Below are 12,323 nucleotides of genomic sequence, written 5' to 3' on the forward strand. Positions count from 1 at the left end.
TACTCATTTTCTATATATTATTAAGTCAAATGTTGAATTTTTTAATTCATTAAAATATGTGATCCACGGTGGCGAAAGCTGAGCTTGTACATTTTCTTCCAATATTTTATACTACCTCCTTATACCATTCTTACTAACATAATATGTAACAAACTAAAAAATGCATTAGTTATATTAATTAAACATTTTATTTCATATTCTCAATTTCCCCTTTACATCTTTAAGCACTTTTACTACTATGAAATTCTTTATTATAAGCAAATCCACTGAAATTTCATATTATACTAATACGACTCTATATCCTTTAAATTATAATACTCAATATTAGGAGCTGATTTCATGGAAAAAAAACCTATCGTGTTCAAAATCCCACCAAATTCAAAACTAAAAGTTACATTTTTCGGTCCTTGTAACGAAGTAATTACAAATGTGTCTATAATTAATCAACTATGCGCCCCCAAATGTCAAACTATCACGCAATATCCAGACTTTAAGAAATATGTAACTGAAGTACGATCGTTATCCCGTTGTTAGTCCGCATAATGCACGATTTTCACAACTTTGTTACCTAAAATAACTGAGAAAGAAAATAACTGCATTCCTAGACTAAAATTACTCATTTTATGATATTCCATTGATAATTCATTGATTTTTTACACGTTTTTATTAAAAGAACATATATTATCGTATGGAGATTATCCACTCATAAAACCTATCTTTCTTTGGAGCGTACTTATTATGTATGCTCTTTTTTTATATAACCGTCCCCCTTCTAAATTGACCAACAATATATTAAAATTCTTTATATACTCAAGGAGGTCAAATATGTTCAAGCTGCATCCGATACTACTCATCTTAGGATTGATTTTGTTTTTATATAGTGTAATCGCCTTTATGTTATTCTTTTCAGTGTATTAGCATTACCTATACAAAGCTGTGTTCAATATGTAATTTCTATATAGTAAAGAAAAAACGTAATGATACGATCTTTTATGTATTCCGTCTTTCTGTTCAATAAGAAAACTAGTAAACTTACTAACAATGAGTTTTCACAAGCATGTTACTTATTTGCATATTATTTTGTTCATTATCTGAAGAAGGTTGAAGCCCCTACAAATTAAACTACACTTTACCTATTTACTTATATATATCCTAGAAAAACAATAATAATCCCCCACCATTTGGTAAGGGGATTAACTAAACCTACTAAAAAACATTTAATGATCAGTTTTATTTAGTTGGAGAAGGAAATCTTGCCGCTTCAAAATGTGCCCCATCTTCTAAAGGACTTAAAACCCCATCTATACTACTTTGTGCATAAATCTCAACTTCATCCCCTGCATTCAATTGAACAATCGTCGAAACACTTACGACATTTCCAAAACTTATTGGACCAAAAAAGTCATTATCTATAGCTATCGCTGCGTTTCCATTCACACGAATTTCTACACGCGCTCTATAATTTAAAGTTGGATCGTTTGGAAAGAAACCAATTGTTCCAATAACAGAATATACACCTTTAGTCTTCGGCATAAAAATAGATGTTGCTGGATTATACTCATTCGCTAAATCAAATTGTTCATTTTGAAATAACACTTTCACAAAAGTATTAGCAGGAACATTTTGATTCACAGTATTTCTAGCTCTAAATGCCGATGCTCTAACAAGATTGTCCTTGTTATCATGACACTTACTAGTGTTCTTACAACAATCATGATGCTTATCTTTATACTCCTGACAATACTTACAGTAGTAATAACAAGACATACTAATTCCCCTTTCAAACTTATTACTACATATTATGTAAGATTGATTTATACGGTTTGGACTAGCTATTTTTATTATTCATAAGGGCGCTATTAATCTGCACCCTTATTTATATACACCACTTCATTCCTTACTAGTTATAAGTTGTATATAGTTCCATATGGAATAGTAAGAAAAGAACTTCCGTACGGTGTAACATGATGTACTGGGTAAAAATACTCTACGGATGAGTAATATGGTTGTACTCCTTGCTGCTGCATTTGCATTTGTTGTTGCATTTGCAATGCTTGTTGAATAGCTTGGACTGTACTTTGTGCTCCACTATATGTTATAGACGTACCATACGCTGGTCGCATGCCAGCTTCAGAATTAAAATATGAATAAAACATGATCTTCAACTCACTTCCGTATAATTTATTACAAATTATATTATGATTCTTTATTTCAGTAGGTACTATAAGCTAGTCCGCTCGCTTATATTCAAATGACAAAATAAAACAGTAGCTGCTAGACTACTTTGAATTCTTCTTATTACCAAATGAAATGATATACATATTCTCCTGTTACACGCTCATCGATTCCAGCAACCCTAACGAACCTAAGTAAATCCGCCCCTTGAAGAAAATATATCGACATCGTAACCGGTACTTGTGACCACATGAATTGAAAAAGCTCATTCACCCTCTGATTCGTCGTAATGATTAAATCATTTACAGGTCCATGATTCCATGCAGAGGTTTGAACTGAAGTGAAAGAAAGGTCTTTCCCATTAACCACTATTCTTGCCACGCTTTGAGTTATGTCCACAATAATCCCCTCCAACATTACAAAAATTGGACCTTTTTTAGTTCATATTATTATAAATATTCTTGACTGTAATAAATGTTTAAGGCAAATCCCTAATAAAGTGAAACTTTAATCAGTGGGGGTCTTACTGCCCGTTAATGCGGGATACAATTTTTTTATTCATATCCCTCAATTCCCATTACAACCATATAATTTCTAACCTGATTCAATTTTTGTAAAAGTTGAACCAGCAAATGTAAATTCCATAAAAGTATTAGAAAAATTAAACTTTACTTTTGAAGGTACTCTGAGAAAAAGCGAAAAATCAGCTGGAAAGCTTATCGATTTAAATATTTATTCGAAATTAATAAGCGATTAATTTTAGTCACTCTGCCCATACTTAATCAAAGTGTCGGCTTCTTTAATTTCTGTATAAAATTCAAAAGTTTGACACAATCCTGGAAAAAGCTTATAAAGAAAAGTGAGGTTCCGTTATTTTCACACTTAGTAGCGTAGCCATGTTACATACAATTTTATAAGTGTGAACGAACTACAAAACTAAAAAACAAATAATAAGTTTGCAACATGTTTGCAAATGCGAATTTTGCATATAAATTCGTGTGATATTGAAAGGAGTTTTACTTATGAAAGAAATTAAAACAGAACAAGAATTCAAAGACATCATCGCAAGCGAGGAGCCAGTAGTTGTTAAGTTCTTTACTACATGGTGCCCAGATTGCGTACGTATGGACAACTTTATCGGAGATGTAATGGAAGAGTTCAATAAATTTGAATGGTATTCTATTAATAAAGATGAGTTTCCAAGTATCGCTGAAGAGTATCAAGTCATGGGTATTCCAAGTTTACTTGTATACCAAAACGGTGAGAAGCTAGGCCACTTACATAGTGCTAACGCAAAAACAGAAGAGCAAGTTACTGAGTTTTTAGAAGCATACTAAGATGAAAGCCCTCTGGAAAATATTTTCCAGAGGGCTTTCATCTGTTTTCATAATTATCTTTTGACGTTTTTCCTCGTTTAATGAATTACACCTTGTCATGATAAGAATAATATGTAGTAAGAAAAGTATTCGTTTCTTGATCCATCTCCCCTCCTATCTCTTTAGTAAATAGACTCTAATTAGGTTTACACCCTGACTTTGTACTTTTCAACATATTTTTCCTTCACGAAACTTTGTTATCCCCTTCTTAAAAAGCTATAAAACGTCAACAATGTTTGTATAGACCCACACGACTTTCGTTTGATACTCTATTTATAGAAAGAAATTCCTTTAAAGAAAGGTGAGTGATTAAAATGGATACTCTTTCTCATAAAGAAGCTGATAAAGGCGCTATTGTCAGCATTATGGCCTACATATTTTTATCCTCTATGAAAATCATCATCAGTTATATTACCCTCTCTAGCGCATTACGTGCTGACGGTTTAAATAACTTAACGGATATCGGTGCTTCTTTAGCGATATTAATTGGTCTAAAAATATCTCGTAAACCTCGTGACCCAGATCATCCGTATGGGCATTCGCGGGCCGAACAAATCGCATCACTTGTTGCGTCCTTCATTATGGCAACAGTCGGATTAGAAGTTGTTATTAGTGCCATTCAATCTTTCTTAAATCCGAAACAAGCAGCGCCTAATATACTCGCTGCATGGGTTGCTTTATTTTCTGCTGTCGTTATGTACTGCGTGTATTTGTATACGAAAAAAATTGCAGCACGAACAAAAAGTAAATCATTAGAAGCCGCTGCAAAGGATAATTTATCAGATGCACTCGTAAGTATTGGTACCGTAGTAGGTATTGTCGGTTCTCAGTTCCAAATGCCTATTTTAGACCCTATTGCCGCTTTAATTGTCGGTCTTATTATTTGTAAAACTGCATGGGAGATTTTCGTAGAATCTTCTCATATGCTTACAGATGGAATTGATCCTGATAAAATGGAAGAATACGCTGATGCTATTGAGCATATTGGCGGTGTGGAAAACATTGTAGATATTAGAGCACGTATGTATGGGAATCAAACGTACGTTGATATTACAATTGAAGTAGATGCTCGCATGGATGTTGGAGAAAGTCACTGTATTACCGACAACATCGAAGCTATGCTTCGCAAAAAGTTTGGAATTTACCATGCACACATTCATGTTGAGCCAATGAAAAAAGAACCTATTATGACATAGGTTCTTTTTTTATGAACGTTTTATGGAATATAACACATAAAACGAGCCAGCTACCACCAGCTGCCCATCCTGCTAATATGTCAGATGGATAGTGCACGCCAAGATATATTCGGCTAACTGAAATAGATAATACAACAAAGCTTGCTATAAGAATAATTAACAATTTTTTATGCAACGAAATACGCTCTTCAGTAATTGTGACGTATGCAATAAATCCTAAAAAAGCAGTAGCATTCATCGTATGACCGCTCGGAAAACTATATCCAGTTGCAGTAACAAGCTGCGTGACATCAGGTCTTGCTCGTTCGTACCATAGTTTAAGCATACTGTTTAAATAACGAGATCCGTAGTAATTAATTGTTAGAAGTAACGCACTAAGCAACTTTTTTCTAACGAGAAAATACATTACAAGAATAATGAGTAATGGAAAATATATTCTTTTGGAACCGATAAAAGACACCCAAGTAAAATAGGTCGTCAAATAATCGTTTCGAAAGCTTTGAATAAAATGTGCGACTATATTGTCAAAGTTCTCAATACAAGCGGTATGATACGAAAGTGATAATACGACAAAACAAATGAGTAACGTAAAACTTAGCAAGTATAAATGTCGATATCGTTTCACATACATAACCTCACTATGCAAAAAAATGGAGCGGTTGTTTTAGTTTTCCTCTCCATTTCTTTTTTATGCATAGTTTATTAAAAAATATAATTATTAATTTTTTGCTTCATCTCAGGGATATCTTCTCTTGTTACAGTGAAGCGAATAACCTTCTCATCAAGATCAAGTGCCTCAGCGAATAAACCAGCTAATCCACGTGATTTTCTATCTACTTCCATAATTATTTCTAATCGGTCGTATGCACGTGGCAAAATTAATAATTCTAATTCATCTAATCTGCCGTAGTACTCTCCAGAAACCGGAATAAACTCAAATTCTTGTGCGAATGGAACTTGTTTACGTAATCGATGCGGTAATTCTTCACATTCTATATGACGTGCTTTAAACCCTAATTCATTTACACTATCTAAAACACTACTTAATAATGCATTAGGTAACACTTGAACGTAGTCGCGGTCACTTGGGTCTATACTACGTTTAATATCAAGACCTGTATGAATCCAAACCGTTTTCATACCAAGTGTAAGTGGTGCTTCAATTGGCATTGGAAAAGAAAATGGAATGTCAACTGTTTCATTTGGTTCTACAGAAAAAGGTTCGGTTAAGCGTACTCGCTCTAAATCATATGTTGCTGTTACTTTTTTATCATCCACTTCTCGTACATACGACGTCGATAATGTTAAGTAAATGCTTTCAATTTGTTGGCTAACTGAACCTCCAGTTATATGAACCTTTCCAACTATTTCTTCCCCAACAATATACTCATCTTTTTCAAGAACAGTATCTACCTTTGCACTTCCAATACCAACGCTTGCTAAAAACTTTTGAAACATGGAGTCTCCATCCTTTCTAAAGCAGAAGCTACATCTTGTTTTAAATCTTGTACATTCTCATAGTACGGCGTTTTTATTTGTAACATTCGCATAAGCATTTCGCGATTATAATTTTCCAAAGTTAATTCTTCGTACCATGGTTTTTCCTGTTTTTCATTAGATTCATATCCTGCATATAATAAAAATAATGAGAAATGACCGAGCGCATAAAAGTCGCTACGAAATTGAACTTCTCGCATCAAAGCTTGTTCACCTTCGTAAGTTGTAGCTCGCTCATCATCCTCACCTTTCCATTTAGCTAATCCAAAATCAATAATACTAATTTGATTTTCTTTCATTAATATGTTTGGAATGCGTAAATCTCGGTGAATAATGCCTTCACTATGAAACACCGATACAATTTCTAATATTTCATATAAAATCTCAAAAACTTCACGTTCTGTATATACATACCCATCTATGAAAATATAATCTTCAAAATTTTTACCAGGCATGTACTCCATCACAAAGAAGCTCTTTTTCTCCCATATGAAATGATCATATAGACTAGGAATTGCATGATAATTTAATGTTTGTAAAATCATTTTCTCTTGTTCAAATGATTTTCTACCAGACTCATATCTTTGTTTACTTTGTCTTAATTGTTTTAAGACTTTATATCTATTTATTTGTAAATCATTAACGACATATGTAACCCCATAACTGCCCATTCCAATTACTGATTCAATTTTATAACGCTCTGCAACAATTGTATTTTTTCGCAGTGGTCTATCAAATAATGCTAGTACACGACGCCATTTCATCAGCTACTTGAAAAGAAGCTACGGCTTTTACGTTTTCTTTTATAATGTTGATGTCCATAACCAGATGAACGTCGTTTATAATCGCTACTTGAATACGAGCGCCCTCTACGACGATAATCACTACTTGAATACGAACGATATTTTTTCTTTCCTAATAAAGAATCAATAATTTTTTTGAACATTCCTTCACCTCTTGAGTAAAATTTCCTTTTCATTATATCAATAATTATTGACTATATTTGTGACAGGTTTGTAAAGAGTAAAAAACGACGAGTTATGCCCGTCGTTACTTTCATTCATCCTCTTCATCAAAAACTTCATCAATCATGCATTTCTCTAATAAATACTCAAATGTAATATCTGCGAGATCTTCAATTTCTTCTCGTTTTGGGACGTACCCTCTTTCAATTAGTTGCTCATAAAAAAACTCCGCAATCTCTTCCGTATCAATCACGACTTCAATTTCCTTCATGAGCATCACTCCTTTATTTCTGTTTTATGAAAAAATCTCAAAATTATGTATATGAGATTAGAAAAATAGATTTTATTTTTTTATAGGTCATAAGCTTTGGACGAGATGCATACGATTGTAGTACAAGCTATTCAAAGGGGGAAATAATAATGGAAAATCAATATGAAGTAGGACAAACAAAAGAAGAGTTCATGCATGAAGATCAATGGGCAGACTCTCTTATAAAGTGGCTTTTTATTTTTTTAATAGTTGTAGGCATACCTTATACTGCATATGTTGTTGTTCAATTTATTCTCTCTTTCTAGTTAACTATTTTTTCTCTGTCAATTTAACTAAATAATTATGAACAACATCCATTACAATTTTATATTCTTCATCTTTAAATGTATCGAACAATAATTGATAATCGTTATAAATATCAAGTAATCCATCAATGATTTCTTGACGATTCGTCTTAACACTCACTTTTTTCGAGTTGTTAATTGACTTTAACTTACCTAAATCCAATTTATTCATACCTGCTTTATCTTGTTTCATTTTCTTCAAAATTGCATTTGCCGTTTGAGCATTGGCGAGTAACGTTAAATCTGATTCATCCGCTTCTAACCATTCACCATCCGTAATCCGTGACAATTCATAAATTGTATCTTCCCATGCGTCATTCTTATATCTCCATACTTCTGTACGAAAACCAACAATACGGAAAACATCTTTATCATATCCAGTTACTTGCACAAGATCACCAAACGTGAAATTATAATTTAATTCAATCCACTCCGTATCGCCCTTTTTCATATCTTGCTCTGTAACGTGCTGCAATGTTTGCTCTACGTAAAATCCATCGTGATTATTGACTTCGTATACATAAACTCCATCTAAAACCTTCATATTTGTGATTTTCCCAACGGTTCCATATAGCGTAATCACGACTATGTCCCCTACGTTGTATTTAGGTTGTTTTTTTCTTGCCATCTCTATCTCTCCTTTTTTTGACGTCGTGATTTTGATATCAGTATATGCAACCTACATAAAAACGCTTATCACAGAAGCTTATATTCATAAATTTTTTCAATAAAAAATATAATCTTATAAAATTTACATTACACTCAAACAAAAGCTAGTAACTAGACTAGCTTCAAATCAACAAATTTCATAATAAAAAAACATACAGAATACTTCACTTTAAACAAAGTAATGTATTCTGTATGTTTTCAAATAGTTTTTATCTATCTTGTATGTATAAATCCCAGGCTTCATCAAATATAGACATACTTTCTAGCATTCCGCTCAACTCTAAGTATGAACTAATTTCATCATAGTCTTCAGATTGCTTCGGAAAACTTAAATCATCATACATCGCCTCTGCTAAATCTGAAATTTCATTTCTAAATAAAGCTGCACGATGCTTCATCATATAATGGTAAAATGTCTTTTTCAAAAATATTCCCTACCTTTCTAACTTGGGTACATTATACAAGGCAAAAAAGAAAAAAACCAGCATAAAAGCTGGTTAAAAGTCGAAATAATTTCTTTTTAATAGACGCGGTCTTCCCATTAATTCTTCATATGTTAGTTGTTTTGGTAAATCTTTCGTGTAAATTAAGAATAATTGATCTTCAATTTCTTTTACTGTATGGTCTGATTGATAGTCCATCCCGCACGAGGAACAAGAAATACATGGTGTCTCTTGGATTTCAATGGCTTTCGTACCATCTGGTAATTCCCAATATACAGTATTCAAGCTTTCTTTCGCTTCTGTACTGTCACACCACATACAATTCATACTGCATCACCCTCAGTTTTTTTGTCGTTTTCTTCTAACTTAGCCATTTGTGCTTGATATTTTTTATCTTTTAATTGATCGCGCTTATCACGTTTATCTTTTAAAGATGCATGCGTATCATTATCTTCGTAGTCTTTACGACGGTTCATACGCTGTAAGTCGTCTGGAACGAGGTTAAATTTCTTATCGCTCATAAGACCTGCGATACCAACATCTGAACGTTTTTCTTCGTAGTTCGGATAAATCTCTTTAAAGTATCCTTCCGCTCTTCCTGGAATATAGCTCTCTGGCTCTGGATACGTTGTAATAACACCTTCAAAGTTACGAAGTACAACTTTATCTGCACTTTGTGAGATTAAATAGTTTGGTTGAAGTGCAATTTTACCGCCTCCGCCTGGCGCATCAACAACGAATGTCGGAACAGCATAACCAGATGTGTGTCCACGTAAACCTTCAATAATTTCAAGACCTTTAGATACTGGTGCACGGAAGTGACCGATACCTTCAGATAAGTCACATTGATAAATGTAGTATGGACGTACACGGATTTTTACTAAGTCATGCATAAGTTTTTTCATAATTGGAACGCTGTCGTTAATACCAGCTAAAATTACTGCTTGGTTTCCGACTGGAACACCAGCATTCGCTAACATTTCACATGCCTTTTTCGATTCTTCAGTAATTTCAATAGATGTATTGAAATGTGTATTTAACCATACTGGATGGTATTTTTTAATAATGTTACATAAGTTTTCTGTAATACGTTGTGGGAATACTACTGGTGCTCTCGTTCCGATACGAATAATCTCAACATGCGGAATCTCTCGTAAATTTTTTAATACATATTCTAAAATTTTATCGTTAATTAGAAGTCCGTCACCACCGGAGATTAATACATCTCGTACTTGTGGCGTTTCACGAATATAAGCAATTGCATCATCTAATTGTTTCTTCGGTACACCCATTCCAATTTGTCCACTAAAACGACGACGTGTACAGTAACGACAATACATAGAACATTGATTTGTTACTAAGAATAGTACACGGTCCGGATAACGATGTGTTAGCCCTGGAACTGGTGAATCTTCGTCTTCGTGAAGTGGGTCTTCTAAATCATATTTTGTTTTATATAACTCTTCCGAAATCGGTACTGATTGCATCCGAATCGGACAGCGTGGATCATCAGGATTCATTAGCCAAGCATAGTACGGTGTAATGTTTAACGGGATCGTTTTCGTTGAAATTTTAACGCCCTCTTCTTCTTCAGGTGTTAAGTTAATCACTTTTCTTAAGTCATCTAACGTTTTGATCGTATTCGTTAATTGCCAAACCCAATCATTCCATTGCTCTTCAGTAACATCTTTCCATAATTCGATATCCTTCCAGTGACGATTTGGTTTGTATACATCATGTAACATTGCTATTCCCCCTTTTTATACGCTCATCCTTTATATAAGCAATAGTTATGCCAACTTTACATTGTTGATAAGTAAATGTGCGGAGAACCCTATTACATAAGCAAAAAAATATTTTTAAGCGTTGTATGAAATCAATACTTAACATCATATTCATTACTTTTTATATATGTAAACGCTCTTTTATTCGTGCAAACACACAAAAACCGCCGATTATTCGGCGGTTTTGTCGTACTTGCTCAGTTTATATTGAAGCGTTTGACGAGGGATACCCAACATTTTTGCGGCTTGTAATATATTCCCTTCCGTTTCAATCAACGCTTGATCTATTAATTCTTTTTCTGTTTGATGAAGTGCTTCTCTAAGTGGCATTATACCCTTCTTCTTCGAAAACTTCTCTTTCCGAAATGTACGTGGTAAACAATTGGCTGTTAATGTATTCCCTTCTGCAATAATAACAGCATGTTCAATCGTATGTTTTAACTCCCGGACATTTCCAGGCCACTGATAAGCTTGCAGTCTATCTTTCGCTTCCTCATCAATTTGAAGTACACCTTTTTTATAACTTTTATTATATTCTTTCAAAAAATAAGATGCTAATAATAGTACATCCTCAGTTCTTTCACGAAGCGGTGGGATATATAATGAAAATACGTTTAAGCGATAATATAAATCAGTGCGAATTTTATTCTCTCGTAAACATATTTCTGGAGGCTGGTTCATTGCGGTAATAACACGAACATCTACTTTTCTCGTCTTATTATCACCAATTCTTCTAATGACTCCATCTTCTAACACTCGTAACATTTTTGCCTGCAAATCAAGAGGCATTGAATTCAGTTCATCTAAAAATAATGTACCACCATCAACAAGTTCAAATAGCCCAGCTCTTTCAATCGCTCCCGTATAGCTTCCTTTTGTCGTTCCAAACAATAAACTTTCTAATAGCGACTCTGGTAAAGCTGCACAGTTTTGTGCAATAAATGGCTTGTTTTTTCTTTTAGAAGCTTCATGAATTGCTTGTACGAACAGTTCTTTTCCTGTTCCTGTTTCACCATATATTAAAACATTCGCGTCTGTTGGTGCTACTTTTTGTGCTAACTCTTTCGTCTGTTTAAACCGCGTATCATTTGTCACTATCGTCTCAAATGCAGCGTGCTTTTTAATTACTTTTTTTCTAGATGATCGCTTTATTTTCGACTGTAAGTCAACAATTGTGTCAGTAAGTTTTTGAATTGTAGAGTAATCCTTTGCAATTTCAACAGCCCCAGCAATATTCCCATCTATAAAAATAGGTAACGTCGTATTTACTGTACAAACATCTTCACCATTTAAATTTTGATAATGTTGTACCTGATGTACGATAGGTTTTTTTGTATCTAGTACTTTCATCAATGTACTCGTTTCCCTTGATAAAGACGGGAACGCTTCTAACAGATGTTTCCCTAACACTTTTTCAATCTTGGATCCATCGTGTTTTGCAGCTACAGAATTATAAAATATTGTAATTCCATTTTCATCTACAGCGTGTATAGCCTCATCAATACTGCCTAAAATCGCTTCAATGACTTCTTGTGTCGAAACTGCTAGCAATGTCATCCCCCCTCTTGCCGAAAATCCGGCAATTACATGCCGGATTTTCGGC

At 33.8% G+C, this 12,323-nt stretch carries 17 protein-coding genes and 1 pseudogene; 5 read left to right on the forward strand and 13 right to left on the reverse strand.

The window, feature by feature from the left end:
• Nucleotides 1–339: 339 nt before the first annotated feature.
• Nucleotides 340–534 carry a hypothetical protein gene (locus ACK1U5_RS07190; RefSeq protein WP_000412556.1) on the forward strand — a complete coding sequence of 65 codons (195 nt, stop codon included), beginning with the start codon at nt 340–342 and terminating at the stop codon, nt 532–534.
• Between the two features lie 696 nt (nt 535–1,230).
• On the opposite strand, the gene ACK1U5_RS07195 is transcribed toward ACK1U5_RS07190, so the two are convergent.
• The 3 genes from ACK1U5_RS07195 to ACK1U5_RS07205 form a co-directional block, all read right to left on the reverse strand.
• A complete protein-coding gene (locus ACK1U5_RS07195; protein WP_002098484.1) occupies nt 1,231–1,767 on the reverse strand; it encodes a C1q-like domain-containing protein in 537 nt (178 codons plus the stop codon).
• Between the two features lie 137 nt (nt 1,768–1,904).
• The gene (locus ACK1U5_RS07200) at nt 1,905–2,156 is read right to left on the reverse strand and encodes a DUF3947 family protein (RefSeq protein ID WP_000500092.1); all 252 of its coding nucleotides are present in this window, start codon (nt 2,154–2,156) and stop codon (nt 1,905–1,907) included.
• Nucleotides 2,157–2,298: 142 nt separating this feature from the next.
• A complete protein-coding gene (locus ACK1U5_RS07205; RefSeq protein WP_000355689.1) occupies nt 2,299–2,574 on the reverse strand; it encodes a hypothetical protein in 276 nt (91 codons plus the stop codon).
• Nucleotides 2,575–2,782: 208 nt separating this feature from the next.
• Here ACK1U5_RS07205 and ACK1U5_RS07210 point away from each other — a divergent pair.
• The 3 genes and pseudogenes from ACK1U5_RS07210 to ACK1U5_RS07220 all read left to right on the forward strand — a co-directional run.
• A pseudogene (locus ACK1U5_RS07210) lies at nt 2,783–2,932 on the forward strand (GNAT family N-acetyltransferase); the annotation flags it as partial.
• Nucleotides 2,933–3,197: 265 nt separating this feature from the next.
• Complete coding sequence (locus ACK1U5_RS07215) at nt 3,198–3,512, forward strand: thioredoxin family protein (RefSeq protein ID WP_000658787.1); 315 nt, start codon at nt 3,198–3,200, stop codon at nt 3,510–3,512.
• Between the two features lie 353 nt (nt 3,513–3,865).
• Complete coding sequence (locus ACK1U5_RS07220) at nt 3,866–4,747, forward strand: cation diffusion facilitator family transporter (RefSeq protein ID WP_000380380.1); 882 nt, start codon at nt 3,866–3,868, stop codon at nt 4,745–4,747.
• Here the strand turns inward: ACK1U5_RS07220 and ACK1U5_RS07225 are convergent.
• The 5 genes from ACK1U5_RS07225 to ACK1U5_RS07245 all read right to left on the reverse strand — a co-directional run bounded on the left by ACK1U5_RS07225 (nt 4,737) and on the right by ACK1U5_RS07245 (nt 7,480).
• Complete coding sequence (locus tag ACK1U5_RS07225; protein ID WP_000833370.1) at nt 4,737–5,372, reverse strand: phosphatase PAP2 family protein; 636 nt, start codon at nt 5,370–5,372, stop codon at nt 4,737–4,739. The two genes, ACK1U5_RS07220 and ACK1U5_RS07225, sit on opposite strands and share 11 nt — an antisense overlap.
• Before the next feature lie 77 nt (nt 5,373–5,449).
• Nucleotides 5,450–6,205: a sporulation protein gene (locus ACK1U5_RS07230; RefSeq protein WP_000486631.1), complete on the reverse strand. Its 756-nt coding sequence runs from the start codon at nt 6,203–6,205 to the stop codon at nt 5,450–5,452.
• Nucleotides 6,187–7,008 (reverse strand): serine/threonine protein kinase, encoded by an 822-nt coding sequence (locus tag ACK1U5_RS07235; RefSeq protein ID WP_000872067.1) that lies wholly within the window; start codon nt 7,006–7,008, stop codon nt 6,187–6,189. The genes ACK1U5_RS07230 and ACK1U5_RS07235 overlap by 19 nt, the downstream gene beginning before the upstream one ends.
• Complete coding sequence (locus ACK1U5_RS07240) at nt 7,008–7,190, reverse strand: hypothetical protein (RefSeq protein ID WP_000473371.1); 183 nt, start codon at nt 7,188–7,190, stop codon at nt 7,008–7,010. The genes ACK1U5_RS07235 and ACK1U5_RS07240 overlap by 1 nt, the downstream gene beginning before the upstream one ends.
• A gap of 110 nt (nt 7,191–7,300) precedes the next feature.
• Nucleotides 7,301–7,480, reverse strand: coding sequence for a YozD family protein (locus tag ACK1U5_RS07245; protein WP_000658451.1), 180 nt, complete (start codon nt 7,478–7,480; stop codon nt 7,301–7,303).
• Nucleotides 7,481–7,629: 149 nt separating this feature from the next.
• Between ACK1U5_RS07245 and ACK1U5_RS07250 the strand changes: the two genes are divergently transcribed.
• Nucleotides 7,630–7,785, forward strand: a complete 156-nt coding sequence (locus ACK1U5_RS07250; protein ID WP_000431486.1) for a DUF3930 family protein — start codon at nt 7,630–7,632, stop codon at nt 7,783–7,785.
• Nucleotides 7,786–7,789: 4 nt separating this feature from the next.
• On the opposite strand, the gene ACK1U5_RS07255 is transcribed toward ACK1U5_RS07250, so the two are convergent.
• The 5 genes from ACK1U5_RS07255 to rocR form a co-directional block, all read right to left on the reverse strand.
• Nucleotides 7,790–8,452, reverse strand: a complete 663-nt coding sequence (locus tag ACK1U5_RS07255) for a hypothetical protein (RefSeq protein WP_000101499.1) — start codon at nt 8,450–8,452, stop codon at nt 7,790–7,792.
• A gap of 250 nt (nt 8,453–8,702) precedes the next feature.
• Complete coding sequence (locus ACK1U5_RS07260) at nt 8,703–8,918, reverse strand: YozE family protein (protein WP_000750717.1); 216 nt, start codon at nt 8,916–8,918, stop codon at nt 8,703–8,705.
• Nucleotides 8,919–8,990: 72 nt separating this feature from the next.
• A complete protein-coding gene (locus ACK1U5_RS07265; protein WP_000995763.1) occupies nt 8,991–9,263 on the reverse strand; it encodes a YokU family protein in 273 nt (90 codons plus the stop codon).
• Nucleotides 9,260–10,681, reverse strand: coding sequence for a lysine 2,3-aminomutase (gene kamA / locus ACK1U5_RS07270; protein ID WP_000902142.1), 1,422 nt, complete (start codon nt 10,679–10,681; stop codon nt 9,260–9,262). The genes ACK1U5_RS07265 and kamA overlap by 4 nt, the downstream gene beginning before the upstream one ends.
• 210 nt (nt 10,682–10,891) lie before the next feature.
• Nucleotides 10,892–12,277 carry an arginine utilization transcriptional regulator RocR gene (rocR, locus tag ACK1U5_RS07275; protein ID WP_011110073.1) on the reverse strand — a complete coding sequence of 462 codons (1,386 nt, stop codon included), beginning with the start codon at nt 12,275–12,277 and terminating at the stop codon, nt 10,892–10,894.
• Nucleotides 12,278–12,323 lie beyond the last annotated feature (46 nt).

This window comes from Bacillus sp. XB1, from assembly GCF_053557995.1.